16 protein-coding genes are annotated in these 20,972 nt (G+C 46.6%); 6 read left to right on the forward strand and 10 right to left on the reverse strand.

Annotated elements, in window-relative coordinates; translation table 11 throughout:
* Positions 1-223: 223 nt before the first annotated feature.
* The 9 genes from GX089_16390 to GX089_16430 form a co-directional block, all read right to left on the reverse strand.
* The gene (locus tag GX089_16390) at positions 224-1,258 is read right to left on the reverse strand and encodes a DUF2169 domain-containing protein (protein NLP04075.1); all 1,035 of its coding nucleotides are present in this window, start codon (positions 1,256-1,258) and stop codon (positions 224-226) included.
* A gap of 10 nt (positions 1,259-1,268) precedes the next feature.
* On the reverse strand, positions 1,269-3,431 hold the full coding sequence (gene tssI / locus GX089_16395) for a type VI secretion system tip protein VgrG (protein ID NLP04076.1): 2,163 nt from the start codon (positions 3,429-3,431) through the stop codon (positions 1,269-1,271).
* Between the two features lie 150 nt (positions 3,432-3,581).
* Complete coding sequence (locus GX089_16400; protein NLP04077.1) at positions 3,582-4,532, reverse strand: ACP S-malonyltransferase; 951 nt, start codon at positions 4,530-4,532, stop codon at positions 3,582-3,584.
* Entirely contained in the window at positions 4,529-5,278 is a 750-nt protein-coding gene (gene fabG / locus GX089_16405) for a 3-oxoacyl-ACP reductase FabG (GenBank protein NLP04078.1), read from the reverse strand. The genes GX089_16400 and fabG overlap by 4 nt, the downstream gene beginning before the upstream one ends.
* Complete coding sequence (locus GX089_16410) at positions 5,275-5,706, reverse strand: acyl-CoA thioesterase (protein ID NLP04079.1); 432 nt, start codon at positions 5,704-5,706, stop codon at positions 5,275-5,277. The genes fabG and GX089_16410 overlap by 4 nt, the downstream gene beginning before the upstream one ends.
* A 33-nt stretch (positions 5,707-5,739) precedes the next feature.
* Positions 5,740-6,834 (reverse strand): aminomethyl transferase family protein, encoded by a 1,095-nt coding sequence (locus GX089_16415; GenBank protein NLP04080.1) that lies wholly within the window; start codon positions 6,832-6,834, stop codon positions 5,740-5,742.
* Between the two features lie 3 nt (positions 6,835-6,837).
* A complete protein-coding gene (locus GX089_16420) occupies positions 6,838-7,128 on the reverse strand; it encodes an acyl carrier protein (GenBank protein ID NLP04081.1) in 291 nt (96 codons plus the stop codon).
* Between the two features lie 23 nt (positions 7,129-7,151).
* The gene (locus tag GX089_16425) at positions 7,152-9,458 is read right to left on the reverse strand and encodes a hypothetical protein (GenBank protein ID NLP04082.1); all 2,307 of its coding nucleotides are present in this window, start codon (positions 9,456-9,458) and stop codon (positions 7,152-7,154) included.
* Entirely contained in the window at positions 9,455-13,216 is a 3,762-nt protein-coding gene (locus GX089_16430; GenBank protein ID NLP04083.1) for a radical SAM protein, read from the reverse strand. Before GX089_16430 ends, GX089_16425 begins: the two co-directional genes overlap by 4 nt.
* A 221-nt stretch (positions 13,217-13,437) precedes the next feature.
* Here GX089_16430 and GX089_16435 point away from each other — a divergent pair, with 221 nt between their 5' ends.
* The 4 genes from GX089_16435 (at position 13,438) to GX089_16450 (ending at position 17,755) form a co-directional block, all read left to right on the forward strand.
* Complete coding sequence (locus tag GX089_16435) at positions 13,438-14,829, forward strand: leucyl aminopeptidase (GenBank protein NLP04084.1); 1,392 nt, start codon at positions 13,438-13,440, stop codon at positions 14,827-14,829.
* Complete coding sequence (locus tag GX089_16440; protein NLP04085.1) at positions 14,826-15,548, forward strand: glycerophosphodiester phosphodiesterase; 723 nt, start codon at positions 14,826-14,828, stop codon at positions 15,546-15,548. Before GX089_16435 ends, GX089_16440 begins: the two co-directional genes overlap by 4 nt.
* Positions 15,529-17,277 (forward strand): GAF domain-containing protein, encoded by a 1,749-nt coding sequence (locus GX089_16445; protein NLP04086.1) that lies wholly within the window; start codon positions 15,529-15,531, stop codon positions 17,275-17,277. Before GX089_16440 ends, GX089_16445 begins: the two co-directional genes overlap by 20 nt.
* 88 nt (positions 17,278-17,365) lie before the next feature.
* Positions 17,366-17,755 carry a hypothetical protein gene (locus GX089_16450; GenBank protein NLP04087.1) on the forward strand — a complete coding sequence of 130 codons (390 nt, stop codon included), beginning with the start codon at positions 17,366-17,368 and terminating at the stop codon, positions 17,753-17,755.
* Between the two features lie 184 nt (positions 17,756-17,939).
* Here the strand turns inward: GX089_16450 and GX089_16455 are convergent, their stop codons facing one another.
* Positions 17,940-18,557 (reverse strand): MarR family transcriptional regulator, encoded by a 618-nt coding sequence (locus GX089_16455; GenBank protein NLP04088.1) that lies wholly within the window; start codon positions 18,555-18,557, stop codon positions 17,940-17,942.
* Between the two features lie 300 nt (positions 18,558-18,857).
* Here GX089_16455 and GX089_16460 point away from each other — a divergent pair, with 300 nt between their 5' ends.
* Both GX089_16460 and GX089_16465 read left to right on the forward strand, forming a co-directional pair.
* Positions 18,858-20,372, forward strand: a complete 1,515-nt coding sequence (locus GX089_16460) for a glycine hydroxymethyltransferase (GenBank protein ID NLP04089.1) — start codon at positions 18,858-18,860, stop codon at positions 20,370-20,372.
* Between the two features lie 250 nt (positions 20,373-20,622).
* Positions 20,623-20,946 carry an HU family DNA-binding protein gene (locus tag GX089_16465; GenBank protein NLP04090.1) on the forward strand — a complete coding sequence of 108 codons (324 nt, stop codon included), beginning with the start codon at positions 20,623-20,625 and terminating at the stop codon, positions 20,944-20,946.
* Positions 20,947-20,972: the final 26 nt, after the last annotated feature.

Raw genomic sequence — 20,972 nt, forward strand, 5'->3', positions numbered from 1 at the left:
AACAGCAATCTTTTTTCATTGCGGAGGATTGGATTTGTACCCATATCCTCCTGTAAAGCCTTGTTTACGTTTCAGAAGTGCTTAGGCACAATATGTTGGGGCTACCCACGAAAAAGCCGGAAGCGGCCACTTTAATAATGCGCGAGTGATGATATACTTGTGAGAAAACCGACATTACACTGGGGACATCACCTGTCAGATAAGAAGTACATGCATCTGAAGTCTATCCACCCTCAACCACATACTCAATCTTCTCCACCGATACAAGCTCATCTATTCCCCCATACTCCAGCGCCCCTCTCCAGACCATGCTGAGCAGTTTTCTTTTCATGTCAATTATAACTGTCTGCAGTACCGGCTGAAGCTCCTTTGGACCTTTTCCAATATCTATGCTGATATGAGGAATTTCTCCGGGAAGCTCGAATTTAAAAACACTGTACTTACTATCCAGATTCTCAAGCATCACACTCTCTTTACCCTCAAGAACTTTTCCCCAGAGTTCCTCGGAGGCACCCTGAAAAAAGCGGCAGTCAAAACCGAATATTTCCCCCGGCTCACCCTGACTCCCACCGATCTTCTGAACCATTATACCCGCATACTTGAAACGAGGATAAAAGTCCCGACGGGTCCAGCCAAATGACACCGGATTCGGCGTGCAATCCCATCTCCAGGGTTTAGATACAAAGATATTGTCAGGAGTAACAGGTGATAATGGGTCCTCGATCCGGGGTACCTTTACCTGCTCCGGATCAAATGCCCCGTTCTTTATAGTAAAACCTGTCCCGATGGGATTCGGAGGGTATACATGCACAATCCCATGCTTGTCACGGCAATAACCTCCGAAAGCCTGACTGTAGCCCAACTGCATCTCAGTAAATGGAACCGGATCACTGAAGCGAAATCCTCCAAGTGTGCGGGATTGAAGTTTTCTCTCCCCGTAAACATTTATGGTTTTCCTCATCGGCCCGACCGCAACAGTACACTGCAGCACATAAGCATGTTTTCCGTCAGGTGCACAGGCATTTCCAGTCACAACCACATCGGTTGACGGTTTAAAGGCAACAAGATCGGATTCAGCGGTCATTTCCGAGTGAAGTATATTTGAGGGATCGGCGTATTCATCCGTCAAAATCATAGGCACCTGCTGATCTGTTGCAGTTACCTTTCCCTGCCCGATACTATATGTCCGCTTTCCTATAACCGATAATATCTGTCTGCCATCCTGATCTTTTCCGGGTACAAATGCCTTCTGCCACATTCTCTCCCTTTCAGTTAACCATCACTATTCCACCCTTTACAGTAGTAATCCCCCCGGCACTCAGCTCTGCTGAAACACCCCCTCCTGCCTTGAGACTCACATCTCCCTTTACTTCCACAGTCATTCCCCCCATCTTCAGACCTCCCGATGCTTTTCCCTCTATCTGCAGAGCATCGAGTTTCAGACTAGTGGCCGCCTTCTGTTCTATACTGAGGCCGCTCTCTTTCAGTGCCTGTGCCGCATTTAATTCAATCTCCCCGGAAGAGGATTTAAGTGATACTCCGGTACCACTCACTTCAATATTTCCTCCTGCCTTAAGAGAAATCTTCCCGCCCGTATCCAGTACAATACCGGATTTCTCCAGCGAAATGGTACTCTGCTTATTCTGTAAAGTTATTTTCCCGCTGCTGTCGTCCAGATCGACACTCAGCCCCTCCCCTGACTGCAATGTTACCCGCTTGCTCTTGTCATCCGCCCTGATAACATGGCCTCCCGCCGTGCTAATCGATGCAAAATCCCCATTGTCCCCATTCCCGATAACAATTGTATTCTCTCCGCATGTCAAAGAGACTGTTTTGTTCTTTTCATCAAATACTATATGACTTTTCTCAGATGTCCTGATCAGCACCCGATCGTTTTCATCATCCATCTCCAGACAGAAACTCTTTTTTGTCATTATACGAACCCGCTGCTTCCCGTCTGTATCATCAAGGAGTATCTCGTTTCCACCAGCACTCCTTATGATGTTCTGCTGTTTATTGGTGCTTACTACAGGAGAGACGGTATTGGCATTGGGGATTGTACCCAGACCAAGAGGTTTACTTGGATCTCCATCTATACAGGCAAGTACCATCTCTGTACCCTGCCTTGCGGGAAAATGGATCCCGTACTGAGGGCCGCTGTTTGGCTGGGCAAGACGGATATATTTCGATCCGCTGCAGTCATTTTTTCTCTCCGATACATCAAACGGGAAACGGATCTTGTACCTTCCCATTTCATCAATACAAGCATACTCAGGATCATTCGACTCCACTATCCCGGTGAGAATCCCGTTTACTCTCGGTATATCCGCCTTTATCTCCGGAGCAAACACCCCTGCTCTCTCACCCGGAATACAGGAAAACTCATTGCTGTAAACCGGAGTGTCATTTCCGTTCTGATGACCTCCGGAATGCTTTACGCATGTCAACAGATAGGGTACGTTGAAGTCAGCACGGTGATGTTCCTTTAATGTAAAACGCAGTCCGGCTCTGAATCCGCGCTTGTTTCCGGTACCATTCAGTACAATCTGCTGTGTTTTTATGCGCCTGGAAAGCACATCGGCTGACCTTTGAACCTCATCACTCTTCCTGCCGAATCCGCCATATTGATAAAATGTTCCGCCTTTGCCGCCCTCGATATCCCTCTTTCCTGTAAGCTCCACTTCCGGGTTGCGGTAATTGTAATTCCTCACCAGAACTTTTCCGGCAACTGCCTGCTTAGTTGAACTCAGTGACAATATGGATTCAAACTGCTCGAAATTGTCACTTTTGTCAAGGCCAGAAAGCGGCTTGAAAAGGACATCTTCATTCTCCACTACTCCAAATTCCGCCGGATCATCTGTAACAATCAGTTCCTCGCCTGCTACTTCTGTTTCCTCATTATACTGCGGAACCGGATCCTGACGGAAAAGGAACCACACCCCTGCACTCTCCATCAATCTCGAGATGAAATTAAGGTCCGATTCCGCGTATTGAACCACAAACTCCTGTTCAGGCATATTTGAAACACGTATTCTGTAATTGCCAATTCTGTATTCATCAAGAACTGCCTTGACAATCTCAGGAATGGACATTTTCTGAAATATTCTTGATTGCTGATTAAGGCCGGCAAGCCATAGCCTGGGTACCAGAACCGCACCGTAAACACAGTAATCCGTGTTTTTATCAATTATCCGGAATTCACTTACAATACCCGAATATGGCAGGTAATTCTGACCGCTGGCAATAAGAAGTGTGGCCGGCATCCCAACGATATCATCATGTCTTATCTGATCGTCACTTGAGATAAGCGACAGATCAAACCTGTATGGTGAGGAGATTCGTTCTGTTCCGGAAAAACTGGCTACCCGGAAAAGACTTCTGTCCAGACCTCCACAGTAAAAGCGGAAATGAGTCTCATTGGCCCTGGGCATGACACCCTCCCGAATATGTAGAAAGTTGGGAAAAATAAAGAGAGAACTGAGGCGAAGAAGCCTCATCGAATTAATATAATTTCGGATCCTGACTGCCAGTATTAATTCTATCTTCAGGAGATATGACCGGTATTCAGCGATTGGAAACCATTAAGTAACCGTTTCCGCGTATTCCGCCGCAGCGAGCTCCACACCACGGAGATTGTTGATATTATAAATCGTGGTTTCCCTGGCAAACCCGTTTACCCGGGCAAGTCCCGAAAGAACTCTTCCGGGTCCTACTTCATAAAGGGTGTCTACGCCGGTACTCTTGAGATAATCCATTGACTCACGCCAGAAAACAGGACTGGTCAATTGCCATGTGACAAGATGTTTTATGGTGGTTGGGTGAGTCTCAGGTTTTGCGGTAGCGTTAAGCACGATGGGTATGGATGGTTTCTGGAATTTTATCCCTTCAGCCCAGTTCTCAAACTCCAGACGGACCTCGTTTAAAAATGGGCTGTGCCACGGGCCTACAACATTGACCCTTTTGCATTTCCCCACTTTCTCCTCATTGATACGGGCAGCAAACCGGTCCAGCAGCTCGTTATCGCCGGAAATGACTATCTGACGGGAAGCATTGTCATTTGCAAGTACGATACGGTTCGGCTCGTTCATCTCCTCGATATACTTCTCCAGAACATCAAGATCAATAAACATCACAGCCATCATGCCGCCATTGACCTGTGATGCCACTTTGTCCATCAGTTCTCCGCGTTTGGCTGCGATAGAGACAGCGGTTCCGTAAGTTACTACTCCCGCAGCGGCAAGAGAAGAGATCTCTCCTAAAGAGTGTCCCAGAACTATATCCGGAGTAATCCCGTTTTCTATCATGCGGTTCAGGTAACCAAGGCTGACAGCTACAAGTGCCGGCTGAAGAAACCTTGCCTGAATCAATTTACGTTCAGGACCGCGTGTGCAAAGCTTTTCCAGATCCTCATGAGCAAGATCGCTGGCCAGTTCGATGAGTGAACGGAAAAAAGGATCGTCTTTGAGATCCTGCCCCATGCCGATCTCCTGTGATCCCTGCCCCGGAAATAGAAACGCCTTCTTCACTGTCATGCCACTGTCCCCGTCAATCCGCCGTCAACTACTATGGTTTGTCCTATTATATATGACGCATCCTCCGAGAGGAGAAATGCCACAGCTTTGGCCACCTCTGAGGCTTTACCGAACCGGTGCAGCAGAATTCTGTCAAGGTTCTGATGTTTTATCTGGCGGGGCATTCTGGCAGTCATATCTGTCTCAATAAACCCGGGAACAACTGCATTTACCCTTATTCCCTTCGGTGCCAGCTCCGCTGCCAGAGATCGTGAGAACGCAAGCAATGCCCCTTTGGATGAGGCATAATTTGTCTGCCCGGCGATACCCAGAAGACCCGAAACTGAGGCTATATTGACAATCGCTCCGCTCCTGGCATTTATCATCGGCCTGCTCACAGCCTTAGCCCATCTGAAAGCCCCGCCAAGATTGGTATCGATCACCTTTGTCCATTCCTCCTGGGGCATTGTCATTATAAACTGATCGGATGTGATGCCGGCGTTATTCACAAGTATGTCTATCTTCCCCTGTGAACCGATTATGGAATCCACAGTACCGGCAATAAGCCCGCTGTCTGTCTGAGAGCATTTTACAGCGCTGCTTCCGCTGGATTTCTCCACCTCCGCGGCGGCCTCTTCGTCTCGATTAAATGTAAAGAATACCTTTGCTCCCCTGGAGGCGAGCTCGTGTACTACCGCTCTCCCTATTCCCCGTGAACCCCCGGTTACCAGGGCGACTTTACCTTCAAAATCTTTGGTATTGTTCATTTAAGACTCTGGTATTTCTCCCATATTTCAGAAGGCCACTCTTTGACAAGCTTTCTGGAGGGATACTCGATTATAGTTATCAGTGTTTCACCTTCTGCAATCGAGGCTCTGGTTTTTTCATTGACAATTGAGTGTGTGAACTTCAGTTTTCCTCTGTATTCAGACTCAATTTTATGAATAGTAGTCATAATGAGGCTGTCACCGAATCCGGCAAACCCCAGGTATCTGCATGTATTCTCAATAACCGGGAAAGCATATCCCATGCTGGCTGACTGATCTATAGAAATTATATCAGTCATGATCTGAAGCCGGCCCTCTTCAAACCATCTGAAATACTCGGCGTTGTGTACAACCCCCATCATATCCACCTGATAGAAACGCGGGGTGATTTTTAGCTTGCGGATTATGGAGCGCTGGTTGACAGTCATGGGAAAGCTGAACCACCCTGGAATCTGAAAGACTCAGATCTCGTCAAGTTTTACGGTAAGGCTCCTGGGCATGATCGGCGGCATGGATATGGTCCCGATCTGTGGACCACCGGAAGAGCCCGCATTGAAACTGAGACCGGCATAAGCAAAATCAATATCGAACAGCGACAGCCCGATTACAGAATCGAGGGTATATGAGAAACAGGAAGACACAATCTCGGCAACCTGTCTGTCACCATGAAAAACCGGCATCCCTTCTGTAAGAGTATTCTCCCTGAATGTACGTACTCCGATTATCTTCTTTTTAAGCCCTTCCTTGCGCCTCTCTAAAATAGCCTCACGGCCGGGGAACTGCTCCTTGTCAAAATCTATCATCCACTGAAGTCCCAGAGGAAGCGGATCCTTTACACGGGCACCTTCGGCAAACACATTGAAAAACCTGCCCTCGAGACGGAGATCATTGTGAACCGCAGATCCGCACAAGCCGCCTCCGTTTTTCTTTACAAGTGATTCCAGTATTTCCCACAGTTTGACTGCTGCTTCAAGCGGCACCATCACAAGATAACCAAACTCCGATGTCTTTCCTGCTCTTAACAGCCGTACTTCAGAACCCTCGAAAGGATATGTCTCTATGGAAAGATAGGGAAGACCGAGGATATCTGTGCCGAAAAGTTCCTTCATTACAGCCCACGCTTTATACCCGTCAACACCAAAAACAGCGTGAGTCTCAGTCAGATCCTTTACATCCGGACTGGCCGTGAAAATCGACCGCAGTTTCGCATCGTCGGTGATACTCTCACAGAACACCAGCAGTTCATCATCATTGTTTGCAATATAGCAATCGGCAAGAATCATCCCGTTGTCATCGGGAATAAAAGTATGAAGCACCCTTCCAAAGCGGATCTTTGCGACATTTCCCGCGGCCAGGGAATCCAGTAAGTCAAACCCTGACTCCTCAGGCACACTGAATTTCTGCATATATGAGAAATCAGTCAACCCTGCGTTATCCCTTACATGATAATATTCGGTCTTATTATCGGAAAAAACAGCGGCGACCTCTGTACCGTATCTCTCTGTAAACTGTGCTCCGGCTGAAGCCAGTTGCCCTCGGATTGGTGATACTCTCATTATCTATTCAGCCTTCTTTTCCTGCTCTGCAAGTACAAAATCAACTACAGTATTGATTGAACGAAGTATCGATGTATTCTGGTCCGGGACCTTTATCCCGAAAGAGTTCTCAATACAGAGAACTATCTCCAGGGCATCAAGTGAATCCAGTCCCAAACCCGCTCCCAACAAAGAAACATCCTCATGAAGATCCTGAGGTTCATAGGGAAGATTCAAACGACGGATAAGTTCTTCTTTGAACTTACCTATTATTGCTTTCCTCTTCTCTATCTGTGAATTGATATCTTGAGCCATAAAGAAAAATCTTCTCTTTCACTTCAGAAAACTTCCAATACCACCACACAGCTCATTCCTCGAAGGGAGCTGAAAAACGTTACAATATAATTTTTGTGTTCATTTTTTCCAACTAATCCTGACTTCAACGCCGCGGTAAGGTTATATAATGGAGAACTTGATGGGGCAAAACCGATCACAGGAGTCAAATCCACAGTCTGCAATTCATCTCCCAGCACAGTTTTTACTGTCTCCCGTTCCCTTTCATTCCAGGAGTTATAGCATACCATCCCAACCCTGCTTTTTTCAACCCCTGCCTTGTTAATTACACTGTTCAGCAGATTTTCCAGAGAACTTCTGCCGGCATCTCCTCCGGAAACGCACCCATCAAAAGAAAATTCAATTCCCCTGATAAGGCAGATCGGGGTTGCACCCCGTGCCTCCGCCCTTGAAAGCGGCTCCAGAAAAAACATCACTGAACCCTCACCCGCTGCCGCTTCTGCTCCTTTTCCTTTCTCCGAAAGGAAACAATCAATCAGCCCCTGCTCAGACATATCATCTACAGTCCCACAAAGAAAAGCGGAGGCATGATTGTTCTTTACAGCAGCCCAGGCCATCCCAAGACCCAGAAGTCCTGCTCCAGGTCCATTGCAAAAAGTATTGTTGTACCCGGTCAATGAAAGTACACGACAAACCGTTCCTGTTACGGAATTAGGTACAATAAACGGGAATACATTTATCTGCTCTAACTGGTATCCGTTTTTCAGCAAAGGACGTATATGCTCAGGTTCAGCCCACGTTGAGCCATGGGCAAGGTTCATATAAAAACCAATTTCCGACCTGGAGGAAGGTCTGTCAGAAATTCCCGCGTTTTTCAGTGCGAGCGCTCCTGCTGCACAAGCCATTTTCCCTGCTCTGTCTATCCCCCGGGAGTTGAGCTTTCTGTCTATTGAAGAAAGTTCAAAATCCGGGACTTCAGCCACTCTCAGTCTGCTGCCATCCCTTGTTACCTTCTCCCTGAATGTTATTCCATTGACTGAAAAATCTTCAAACTTATCCCATCCAATACCCGCTGCAGAAACGACCCCTATTCCTGAGATACATACAGGGTCTGTATCCGGAATACCATTTTCCGGGATTGAAATTTCAGAACCGGTAGAAACAATTACCGATGCGTTGTTGCCCCCGAAAGCAAAATTATTCTTGATAAAAACATGTTCGCCTTTCCATGACCTGCCCGCATCCGGAACATAATCCAGATTACAGCCCTCCCTTGCCACTGTGAAATTGGCAGTAGGAGGATATATGCCGTTTTTAGAACAGATAAGCGAAGCAACTGTCTCTACAGCGCCTGCAGCCCCAAGGCAGTGCCCTACCATAGACTTGAGAGAACTTACCGGAACAGAACCGGACCACTCCCCGAACACCTTCTTTATGGCTTTGGTTTCTGCTTTATCATTGGCTTCAGTTCCAGTTCCATGCGCGCTTATATAACCGATAACCTCAGGGGTTACACCCGAATCCCTGAATGCCAGTTGCATGCTGAACGATGCTCCTTTTCCGGATGGATCCGGTGCGGAACAATGGTAGGCATCGTTTGACAACCCATAGCCAAGGATCTCACCTGTAATGGTTGCTCCACGTGATCTGGCGTATTCTGACTCTTCAAGAACCAGAAATCCGGCACCCTCCCCGAGATTAAGCCCTGAAGGAAGAGAAAATGGAGCACTTGGCTGCCTGGATGTTGCTTTTAATCCGGCAAAACCACAAAGAGTTGTTATACTCAAAGCATCCGCTCCTCCAACAAGAGCAGTGTCCAGTATCCCACACCTTATCAGGTCGCCGGCAGCAGCAATGGCAGCATTAAAAGCGGAACAGGCTGTGGTAACAGTAAATGCCGGTCCCTTTATCCCAAAAGCGGATGCCAGAAGCATTGCAGCGCTATAGTATTGTTTTTTAAATAAAAGGTCTTCGGAGCAGAAGTCGGAACCGTTTATCTCCTGCAAATAAAGATCCTCGATTGTCAGCATGGGGCCTGAGCAGGTGCCCAGAATGAGGCCTGTTCTCTCTCCTCCCCTCAGAGCAACTCCGGATTGTTTCAGTGCTTCACAAGCGGCTATATACGCCAACTTTACAAATCTGTCTTCTGCGGAAAATGCGGAATCCTCCAGTTCAGGAGAATCGATTTCCCCAACCAGACCGGCAAATTGAGGCCCGAAGTGGGCAATCCGGGGATCTTCAACCCTGCTGATACAGGTCTTTCCGGCTATAAGGGATTTCCTGAACTCATCGACTCCTCTTCCGGCACTGCAGATTACACCCATGCCGGTAATCACTACCCTCTTTCTCACCAGCCCTCCATACCTTCACCACAGGCAACTACAACAGCGAAGTTATACCCCACATCGCTGCTGCCAAGGGCGAGGATATAACGGGGATGTTCCTTCAGTTTTCTATTGTCAATGTAATCCAGGCCGGTCCTCTGAGCCCAGAGAGGTTCATTCTCATTCAGAGAGTAAAGCACAAGTCCAAGACTGTGAAGAATAGAAGCGGATTCGATGTATCCTGTGTTAAGCGATGTAGCAGCCATGGGAAGATCACTCCATCTCTCCCCCATTACGCTTTCAAGTGCTCTGAGCACCTTCAGATCCTGAGCATTGCCCTGGGGTGCCCAGACCGCAAGCCCGATCTGGTCTGAGGAGACTCCGCTTCTTTTCAAAGCCTTTTCAACTGCCCTCACCAGACCTTCACTACCCAGACACTGGTTCTGGAACCCGCAGGTATCCATTGCCATTCCATAACCAAGGATTTCAGCCAGCACAGGTATTTCGCGTTCCTTAACAGACGACAAAGTCTCCAGTACCAGGGCCGCCGATCCCTCACCTATCACCTTTCGTCTGAGTTCTTCAGGATAAATGCGGTAATTTGCTTCCTGTTCTCCACTGTAAAGATATCCGATCTGTTCGTAATTATAATAGGTCTGGGCATAAACCTCATCTGATGCCGCGGCAACAATGGCCCTGGCACGATTCAAAGCCAGCATGTCAAAAGCATAAGAGAGGCTCTGAAGTCCGGCATGATGTCCCGGAGCGAGAGTCATGTTTATCCCTTTGAGACACAGCGCATTTGCAACCCAGCCAGCGGTAGAGTTTGCAGTAATATTTGAGAAACAGTTTATGTCAGGCGAGTAATCAGGAGTTGAAAACACACTGTTCATGTGCTCGGCTTCAGATGATCCGTTGCAGATACCCATCACTATTCCCACATTTTCCGCTATTGCGGGTCTGACACGGAATTTTGCATTCGCAAGCGCATCGGCTGAAGCCGCAGTGGCATAAGTGCTGATCAGATTCATACCTGAAAAATCAAGACGTCTGTCGATTTCATCTGCCCGGAATTCAGGTACAAGCCCAGCAAGTTTCGATTCAAAAGAGGGAAGTTTCAGACGCGAAACCGGACCGGTTCCGACCCTGTTTTCTCTCAGAGCCGTGAGATTGACACTTGCTTTGACACCGAGGGAACTGACCGCTCCGACACCTGTTATAAATACCCGTTCCGGTCTGATCTCACGCGCCTTTATTGGAGTATCCCATTTGGATATCACAACTGCTGCATTGTTCCCGCCGAAAGCATAGTTTGCAGACATGAATGCCTCGTATTCCTTCTCACGTGGAACATTTGGCACATAATCCAGCGTACATCCCGGACGGGCTTCGGAGAAATTCAATGTAGGAGGAATAAAACCATTATTCATCGCTAAGAGATTGCAGGTCGCCTCTAAAATTCCGGTTGTCCCCATACAGTGGCCAAAAAAAGATTTGGTAGAAGTGACCGGAACAGGCTTATCACCAATAAACTTCGAAATTCCCTTTGATTCAGCCCTGTCATTTGCTTCAGTACCGGTTCCATGCGCATTTATACATCCGATACTTTCAATCTCCATTCCCGCATCGTCAAGAGCAGCTTTCAGTGTCCGGCAGACTCCCTCACCTCTGGGATCAGGAGATGTTGGATGATACGCATCACAGGATGTGGCATGCCCGACCAGTTTTCCAAGGCACCTTGCGTTGCGAAGCAGCGCCTGCTCCATCTCCTCTATCACCCAGAAACATGATGCCTCACCGATATTTAGTCCCGCAGGAATGGAAAAGGGAGAGATGCGGGTTGTAGAGATTGCTTTGAGCCCGTTAAAACCGGATACATTTGCTACACACAGCGAATCGGACCCGCCTGCCAGCACTGTCTTGAAATACCCGCGATTTATGAGAGTCTGCGCCAGTCCCAGAGCAGCAGTTGTTGACGAGCAGGCAGTAGTGACAATCCACACATCTGAAGTTAACCCAAGGGCGTTCGCCAGAGCCTTTCCGAATCCATAATACTGTGCCATCAGATTCATTTTTTCATCGAATGGCTTTTCGCTCTTCTTATGAATCCACTTGTACTCTTCTTCTGCTGAACGCAGCCCTCCGTTGCAGGTACCCAGCACGAGTGCTATTTCGGAACCGTCAAGTTTGTTAATTGTCAGATTGGCATCAGCAAGAGCCGAACGTGCGGCGCTAATGGCGTACCAGAAATAGGGATCATCGTATAATGCTATCTCCTCTTTGCTCAGGAACTTCTCCGGATCAAAATTCCTTATTTCACCGCAGAGATCTGTCCTGAAATGGGAAGCATCAAAATGTGTCGCCGGTTTCAGCCCGTGCTTTCCGGCCTTTAATGCATCCGTTAATTCATCCTTGCTGTTTCCAATGGGACTCAGCACTCCTATACCGGTGATTACCGCCTGTCCGCGGATTCCCTGTCTCTCCAGAGGTTTACCAACAGACCGTTTACCCTCTTTCCAGGTCGCAGGTTCCAGATGTGCGGCATGTGATGTCTTCTGCATGCGGAAGAATTCATTCCAGACCTTTATAAACTGTCCGTAAAGCTCTTCAGCAGACATGCCCATGGGTTGTGAGACCACATGCGCTCCGTTGTAGTGTGACCAGTCTGTATCAATTATCCTCTTCTGGCGCACCAGGCGATCCCAGTGCACTGAACCGGGGTAAGGTGTGAATATGAAAAACTCAGCAGTATGGATACCAGCTTTGTCAAAGAGATTTAAAATCCTGTCGGCAATCGAATTGTCATCCCAGTCCCTGCCAATAGCACAGGAGCCAAAAAATCTGATATCACGGTCCTCCAGCATCTTTACAAGATCACAGAGCATGGCCTGCTCCTGGATGCCTCCGTTCAAGGCCCTGATCGAGATCGGATCCACATTCATCGTGCAGTAGAAATTCTTTACACCTGCACGGGCGGCAAGATCCAGGAACTCCTTATCGGTATTGAGCGCCATGGTTGAGGAAACGAAATATTTCTTCCCCAGCGGAATAAGCGCCTCAAAAAGTTCTTTTGCATACTGTGCAATTTTGCTCTGCTGAAAGAAAAGCGTGTCATCGGCAAGATAAACATTCTCATATTTCAGTTGAGCTATCTCTTCAACAACATCTTTGATGGGCCGGAAACGGATTCTGGTGCCCATGTGAGCCGGTATGGCACACATCGCGCAATTGTACATACAACCGCGTGTCAACTGAACAAGATCCTCATCCCAGTCATAACCCTGTTTGCTGTAGAAGAGATCTCTCCTGGGAATTTTCATCTGGGACAGATCAAAGCTGTGCCTGCCTTTGTAAATTCTCTGCAGCTTTCCATTCCGGGCATCTTCAAGTATCTGTCCCCACGTGGGTTCCCCTTCACCAATATTTACAGAATCAGCATACTTCAAACATTCATCAGCCATGAATGAGGGAAAAAAACCACCCATTATCACTTTTTTACCGTGATCACGGTAACCCTGGGCGAGCTGGAAGGCTCTTGTGGCCTGCGGAGTAAAGCAGTTAATCGCCACCAGATCGGCATCGATATCAAAATCCACCGGATCACCGTTGTTGTCATCAACCAGAACCACTTCGTGCTCCGAAGGAGTCAGTGATGCCAGAATCGGAATACCCAGAGATGGAGGTGTGGTGAAATCACCAAGGAAGTAATCAATCAGACCTTTATCGAGATCAGGATTATTCTTGAGAAACTTTTCAAAGTGCGGATAAACAAATACAATTTTCACTTATAACCGGAATTCCTAAAAGAGAGTATAATCTCAGAGAAATGCATTTCACAACCGTGAAATGATCCTCCGATAAAGCCTTCTGACAGTATGGTTACCGTAAAAATATATATTTGTATTAGGATCGGACATATACATATATGTATTCACTTATCCACCGACGTGTATTAAGACACACGGAAATCCTTTTATTTCCATATTTTTACTAAATCGGAGCAATCATGAAACTAAGGCTTTCCAGAAATGCCACTTTTTCTACCCACATTATCTTTACCACAAAAGAACAGACCCGTGGGATAGCAGATTTCGCGGGTGAGGCTGGTGATCTGGAGGTCCGATATGAGGGGAAAAAGACTATAATCTATTGTGGATTGGGTGAAAAAGCCCTTTTAAACACTCGGATCATACGAAGCTCATCGGCCCGGGGAATCCGTAAAGCAGTGGAGCTGAAAAGAGATTCCGTTTCACTAATCCTGCCTTCAGTAAAGATCCCGGCATCAGAATCCGGCACTGCAGCAGTAGAAGGGGCGATTCTTGGAGCTTATTCATTCTGCCGCTATAAGAGCGAAAAGGCACATTCCATTAAAACAGTCGAAGTGATCGGAGACCTCAGTGCTTCAAGCCTTAAGCAGACAGAGGCAATCTGTAAAGGGGTCAATTATGCCCGCGACCTGGTTAACAGCAACGCATCGGAGATTACCCCGGAAAAACTCGCCAAAGAAGCCCTGAGCCTCAGCCAACCCGGAAAATTGAAGGTAACCGTTCTAAATGAAAAGGAATTGAAACAGAAGGGACTCAATCTGATCTATGCAGTCGGTCAGGGTTCGCCATTTCCACCAAGACTCATATTAATGGAATATAAAGGTAATCCCAAATCAAAGTTTAAAACCGCTATTGCGGGAAAAGGAATCACTTTCGATTCAGGCGGACAGAACCTCAAGCCCACTGGACATATTGAGGCGATGCGCATGGATATGGCCGGGGCAGCTACGGTTCTGGCTACAATGAAAGTGCTCTCCGAGCTGAAACCTGCTGTTAATGTAATCGGGGTTATAGGCGCTGCGCACAATGCTATTGGCGAGAACGCATTTTTCCCGGGAGACATTTACAAATCATACCTGGGTAAAACCGTGGAGATCAACAGTACTGACGCTGAGGGAAGGCTGGTGCTTGCAGATGCGGTTGCCTACTGCAACGAAACATGTAAACCTGACCGTCTGGTTGATCTTGCTACTTTAACCGGTGGTATTTTGTTTGCTTTGGGTGAACTTGTCGCAGGCCTTTTCTCAAATGATGATAAGCTGGCAGATCTGCTTTTTAAATGCGGCGAACATACAGGAGAGAGATTGTGGAGATTCCCGATGTATAAGGAGTATTGCGATTCGATCAAAGGTGACCTGAGTGATCTGAGGAATCTTTCCAAATTCAAAAAAGGCTATGCCAGTTCCATCACCGGCGCGGCATTTATCAAGGAATTTATCGGAGACACTCCCTGGGCACACATTGACATTGCCGGAACTGCATTCAATGAGGGACAGGCTCGCGGTGAAATTCCTCAGTATGGAACCGGTTTTGGTGTCAGACTTCTTATGGAGTTTCTTCTCAGATCATGATCCAAAACTCAAAAATCCTTGTCGCACACAGGGGTGCTCCATACTTTTTCCAGGAAAACACTATCGACTCCTTTGCCAAAGCAGTCACTTTAGGGGCAGACATGGTGGAGTTCGATATCAGGCGAACCGCCGATGGTGTTCTCGTTGCTCACCACGATCCATTCATCCTGTTTAATAATAAGGAGTATCTGCTGAGCGAGATCTCTTTTGACAAGCTCCGCAGTATCTCTTCTGAAATCGGTTTCCAGGTGCCTGACATCGAGCAGGTAATCAAGGCTCTTTCAGGAAAAACCGGCCTGGTTATTGAGTTTAAGGAAAAAAACTGTGAGCGGGAAGTACTCGATATTGTTTACAAGAACACTGATCCCGGAAAATGCATCTTTACCTCATTTCAACCGGAAATTCTCCTTTCAATAAAAAACATCAACTCAGAATTACAAACAGGTTTTCTATTTGAGACCCTTAGTAATACAGTAACTGAGATTACTTTTGACATCCTCTGTCCCCGTGAAAGCCTGTTAACCTCAAATCATGATTTCTTCTCTTCTCAAAAAAGGGGAGGCAAATCGATAGCGGTCTGGACAGTGGATGACTCAATGGCTTTAAAGATGTTTCTTGATGATCCTGTAGTCGATATTATAATTACTAATAAGATAGACAGGGCACTGCAGTTGCGTAATATTCGCAAGGAGATCCGCTGTGACGGAGAAAATACTTAGAACAGCAATTGTTGGCAGTGATGAGGAAACAGAGCGAATACGCCAGAAACTAAGCTGTCTTCAGAGGTTTGAATTTGTAAAATGTCTGGACCCGGAAAGGGAATCCCTGATGATGCTGTCAGGTCTTCCAGGTCTTGACCTGCTTATAAATGCCTCGACAGATCAATCTCTGCCTGACATTATCAAGAGACAATACCTCCCGGATGTTGAAATCCTGAGCGATTTAAGTGCAGAACTTCTGTTCTGCACCGATATCACAGAACATAGTGGAAACACCGATCCATTCTTCCGCTCCAGAGTCCTGAACAGCCTCCAGGAACTCCGGTATTCATCTTTCCTCTCTTTATGCGGACAGGACCTGACAAACCACATCCTTGCACTTGCGATCGAATCTCTTCAGGCCGATTCCGGCTCCATAATGTTAACAGATAAAAAAAGTGGAGCACTCTCAATAGAGACTGTCCGCAGCCTCAAATACAAAGAAACTGCCCGGTTGAGGAATCTCCGGAAAGGAATCGCCTGGAAAGTAGTAAGTACCGGAAAACCGATGCTCATAAGGGGAAAAACCAGGGAAAGATCCGACCTGGTGTCCGCTGTCTCCTGTCCGCTTGTTTCTGATGAAACGGTCATTGGTGTCCTGAATATTAACAGTCAGAAGCCGGAGAGACATTTCGATCCCGAGGATCTTCAATTTGTGATGAAAATTGCAGGTTTCGCAGCAGGAATAATCAGAGACCAGAAAATTAAAAAGGAGGCGTTTACACAGTCAGTTTTGCTTGGGGCACGGGAGATTCTCGACCTTGACTTCCCTCTGGGTGAAAAATTGAATCTTCTCTTAATGAAGGTAGCCAACAGTTTCCGGGGAAAGATCTGCAATCTTTATTGGTATGACAAAGATTCCGGACGGTTCCTCGTTCAGGCATCAAGCTCATTTGATATCAACAGGATCGGGTTTGGAAAGGTAAAATTAAACGATTTCTTCACCGGAAGAATGATACGGTGCAAAGACTCCTTTACATTCAGTACTCATGCCGAAAACTCACGCAACAGGAAATGGTTTGTTGCCCAGCCCCTTTTCCAGAATGGAGAGATATCAGGGCTTATAATGCTTTACCTCCATTCAAACAAACGGGAGCTAAGTACTGAAAGTGAGGTACTGACTAAAATCGGAAAAATGCTTGAACAGGAATTGAGTAAAAACGCCGCTCTCAATACCGTATGGCTCGATTCAGTCAAGTATTCAGCCCTCTCAGAGGCTACTTTCAACCTGGCGGAAATACCCGATATCCGTAAACTGGCAAAAATGATTGTTACAGAAACCTGCCTTATCCTCGAAGCTGAAACCTGTATCCTGAGCCTGTACAACGAAGTAATGAACTGTTTTGAAATACTTGAATCCTTTTCCCTGAAAGGCAGCAAACAGGCCGAAATTCTTTGCAAAGTAGATAAAGCCATTACCCTTAAAGCATCGGTACAGAATACCCCCCTGCTTATCAATGATCTCTTCAAGGAGGGTTATGTCAGCAGCCAGATCCCAAGCAGATCGGTTATATCCATGTGTCTGCGCCAGAATGACAGAATAATGGGCGCAATTTCAATTTATGACAAAAACCAGTTCGATTCCTTCCAGCAGAAAGCTTTCTCTAACCACGACCAGGAAGTCTTCACCAGGTTATGCCTTCAGGCAGCAGCAGCAATGAACAGATTTCTGATGCTGAAAAAAAGATAGTATTAAAATTTCATTGTAAGAATACGGTAAGAGTGTTAATTTTAGATATATAACGGAGCAAACCTTAAAAACCTTAGAGGAGGTCTGAATGACTTATCACAAACTGTTTTTATCCATGGCCATAGTTGCTTTCGCTTTTGCCGGATGCAGCAGCAAAGTGGATATCAAGAAGGGCGACAAACTGGTTGTTCTCGAGACTTTAAGGGAAAAGGCTGAGACGCAATGGGAAGATTCATACACTGACGGATTCACTGCTGAAATCCCGAAGGGCACGGTTCTGGAAGTCCTTTACAATCCACGCACCGGAGCCAATATTATTGAGTGCAGGCCGATTGAGGTTGGTGGTAAATCTGATGCTTCAGCGGTTGAAGAATTTTTTGTTCCGGAACACATCAGAAATAAAGATGGATATGCAGGATACTCCTTCGCGATCAAAAAAGAGTTTCTAGGTACAAAAGTCAAGAAAGCCGACAAATAGGCCGGCCAGGGATCTGAAATAAGCTAAAAAGCCCGACCTTACCAAAGCCGGGCTTTTTAGTTTTATCCTTAGTCCCTCTATGATCTTCACATAATATCAATATTCATTATCTTATTTCTCCCGCTCTCCGCGTCTTGGTGCTGGACTCTCATTTCCTGTATCCAGCATCCACAAAGATATAGTACTATTTTTTCTTTTTAGCTGGCTTCTTTACTGGTTTTTTCTTCTCAGTTACTTTTTTCGATGTACTGTCGATAAATGCCAGTACACTTTTTAAACTGTCAATAACACCGTAAAGTCCTTTAATCTCGGACTGAATATTCCCTATCTTCACCATTGCAGTATCTTTGAAAGGATCAAACTCTTTTCTTGGCAGCAGATCCTTTGTAGCAATAGTTGTTACTGAATTGATCCTCTTTTCGACATATTTACTGCCCAGAATCAACCCGGCACCAAGGATTGCAATTATAAATATAAACGCAATCACCTTCGCAACCGGAAACCCTCCGCCCCCTTCTGCCAGCGCATCAAATTCATCATCACTCGGTTTTCCGGAGTCCTTTTCGAAAGTTGAAACCTTCTCCTCTCTCGCTTCCTTTGGAGGCTCCGCGACAGCGTACCAGTAAACTCTCCCATGCTGGTTCTGCTTAGCTGTTACAAATCCTTTTCTGGCAAGGTTTTGTAGAAAATTCTGTACAAACTGCTCGTCAAGTTTCAGATGAAAGGCTATGTCTGAGACGTCCAAGTCCAGATTGTTGTTCTTTTTGATGAAGTTCAGAATCCTCTTTGAATGAATGTCCATAGAACCACCTGTGATGGGGAATACTTTTGTTCTGTTTCATCAATATAAAATGATCTACCCCTGAACAGTCTTTTTTTTCCAACTTCTTTCCAAAACCTCCAATTTGAACCCTAAGGGTTTGTATGCGGGAATTATTTTACTTTGGTTTACCTGATTAAAGGATTTCATAACTCGAAATAGAAAAAAGAATTTTGTAAATAATTTACTGGCGTTGCAAGATGGATAACCATCGGGGATTCTTTTCCTCTTCTGCCGCACGCCTGGGCAGAAGGAGCAATATTTTTTGATGGAGTAACCAAAATGCCCCAATCAGCAATTTCCGCTTATCTTAGCGGCAGAAATCCCGACCAGATAGATTCCGGCATGATAGCCTACCTTGGAAACCTCCAGGAGGTTTCAAAGGTATCTCCCGGTATCTGCAAATCTATCGTGAAGGAACTTGCTGATCAGAGATCGAATCTCAAGCTGATCGCAAGCGAGAATTACTGTTCTCTTTCAACACAGCTCGCTATGGGTAACCTCCTTACAGATAAATACGCGGAGGGCTATCCTTTTCACAGGTTTTATGCCGGATGCAGTAATGTGGACGATATCGAAGCCTATGCTGCAGAGCAAGCCTGTAAACTGTTTGGAGCAGAGCATGCCTATGTTCAGCCCCACAGCGGTGCAGATGCAAATCTGATTGCCTACTGGGCTATTCTTAACAGCCGCATCGAGATTCCCGAACTGGAAAAAATCGGTGAAACAAACCCCTCAAAGCTCTCCCAGGAAGACTGGAATACACTCAGGGCAAAACTGGGTAATCAGCGTCTTCTGGGAATGGATTACTACTCGGGCGGGCACTTAACCCACGGCTACAGGCATAATATTTCAGCACAGATGTTCGATTCCTATAATTATAGTGTCAATCCCTCCACGGGCCTTCTCGACTATGATGAAATAGAGAGAATGGCAATGGAGATAAAGCCTCTTATACTGCTGGCTGGTTACAGCGCCTACCCCCGGTGCATCAATTTTGCCAGGATGCGCCAGATAGCCGATAAAGCCGGAGCAGTATTTATGGTGGATATGGCTCATTTTGCCGGGCTGGTTGCCGGAGGTGTTTTCAAGGGAGATTTCAACCCGATTCCTCATGCACATGTTGTCACCACTACCACCCACAAGACACTCCGGGGACCAAGAGGCGGACTCATTCTCTGCGTTAAGGAATTCGCAGAAAGCGTGAACAAAGGATGTCCGCTTGTGATTGGTGGTCCACTGGCTCATGTGATGGCCGCAAAAGCGGTTGCTTTGACAGAGGCTAATTCTCCGGAATTTAAAAAATACGCCGCATCCATTGTCGAAAACGCCTCAACACTGGCAGGATTCTGCATGGAGATGAGAATGAAAGTTGCCACAGGAGGAACAGACAACCATCTGTTCCTTATCGATGTCACCCCCTTTGGCCTCACCGGACGTCAGGCAGAGAGTGCTCTGAGAGACTGCGGAATCACTTTAAACCGCAACTCTCTGCCGTTTGATCCCAACGGTCCCTGGTACACCAGCGGTTTACGTATCGGAACACCTGCTGTCACCACTCTGGGAATGGGACCGGAGCAGATGAAAGAAATAGCATCGATAATAAGCCTGGTCTTGTCAAATACAAAACCTGAGACCTCCACAAAAGGAGAGCAGGCCGGGAAACCATCGAAGGCAAAGTACTCTACCGATACAAACGCGGCTCAGGAAGCCATATCTCGTGTAAAGGCACTGCTTGATCGCTTTCCGGTCTATCCTCAGCTCGATCTCGATTTTCTCCAGAAGCAATTTTCCTGACCTGTATTCCCGGGAGCTGTTTAACAGCTCCCGGATTTACTTTTACCTGATTATTTTTTGTTAACCAAAGTCTCAGAACAGGTATTTTTTAATCATTTCATCACTTCAGTACCCTGTCCTCGCAAGTCTCCAACACCCCTGAAAAATCAATTTCATGCTGATTTTACTGGACAACAATTATCGCAGTGATTTATAATTCAGACATAGTTTTTCAAGTTCCTTTTCACTTGTCTTAACAGAAGGAGTGCGCATGGCAAAGAGCCTGACGCAATCTCAGATTATCGCGAAGCTTGCCGACCAAGTCGAGCTTCCGAAAAAACAGGTAAAGTCCTTCCTGGACAACCTGGCAAGTTTGGCTTATTCTGAAGCCAAAAATGGTTTCACGGTCCCGGGTCTGGGGAAACTTGTTCTGGTGCAGCGTAAAGCCAGAATGGGAAGAAATCCTGCAACCGGCGAGCAGATCAAAATTCCTGCAAAAAAAGTCGTGAAATTCAGGGTTTCAAAAGCTGCCAAAGATGCCATTGTCGGAGGGGCAAAGCCTGCACCGGCAAAACCGGCAAAAAAGAAAAGATAAAGCAGTTGCGGCGGGGTCCTCTGGAC

The sequence above is a fragment of the Fibrobacter sp. genome, from assembly GCA_012523595.1.
Classification (GTDB): Bacteria; Fibrobacterota; Chitinivibrionia; order Chitinivibrionales; family Chitinispirillaceae; genus JAAYIG01.

Bases quoted from the DNA above. Each gene is read 5' to 3' on its own strand.
- GX089_16460 (NLP04089.1), top strand. From the start codon at position 18,858: ATGCCCCAATCAGCAATTTCCGCTTATCTTAGCGGCAGAAATCCCGAC.
- GX089_16440 (NLP04085.1), top strand. From the start codon at position 14,826: ATGATCCAAAACTCAAAAATCCTTGTCGCACACAGGGGTGCTCCATAC.
- GX089_16410 (NLP04079.1), bottom strand. From the start codon at position 5,706: ATGACTGTCAACCAGCGCTCCATAATCCGCAAGCTAAAAATCACCCCG.
- GX089_16420 (NLP04081.1), bottom strand. From the start codon at position 7,128: ATGGCTCAAGATATCAATTCACAGATAGAGAAGAGGAAAGCAATAATA.
- tssI (NLP04076.1), bottom strand. From the start codon at position 3,431: ATGCCCAGGGCCAATGAGACTCATTTCCGCTTTTACTGTGGAGGTCTG.
- GX089_16390 (NLP04075.1), bottom strand. From the start codon at position 1,258: ATGTGGCAGAAGGCATTTGTACCCGGAAAAGATCAGGATGGCAGACAG.
- GX089_16455 (NLP04088.1), bottom strand. From the start codon at position 18,557: ATGGACATTCATTCAAAGAGGATTCTGAACTTCATCAAAAAGAACAAC.
- GX089_16415 (NLP04080.1), bottom strand. From the start codon at position 6,834: ATGAGAGTATCACCAATCCGAGGGCAACTGGCTTCAGCCGGAGCACAG.
- GX089_16465 (NLP04090.1), top strand. From the start codon at position 20,623: ATGGCAAAGAGCCTGACGCAATCTCAGATTATCGCGAAGCTTGCCGAC.
- GX089_16400 (NLP04077.1), bottom strand. From the start codon at position 4,532: ATGACAGTGAAGAAGGCGTTTCTATTTCCGGGGCAGGGATCACAGGAG.
- GX089_16450 (NLP04087.1), top strand. From the start codon at position 17,366: ATGACTTATCACAAACTGTTTTTATCCATGGCCATAGTTGCTTTCGCT.
- GX089_16435 (NLP04084.1), top strand. From the start codon at position 13,438: ATGAAACTAAGGCTTTCCAGAAATGCCACTTTTTCTACCCACATTATC.
- fabG (NLP04078.1), bottom strand. From the start codon at position 5,278: ATGAACAATACCAAAGATTTTGAAGGTAAAGTCGCCCTGGTAACCGGG.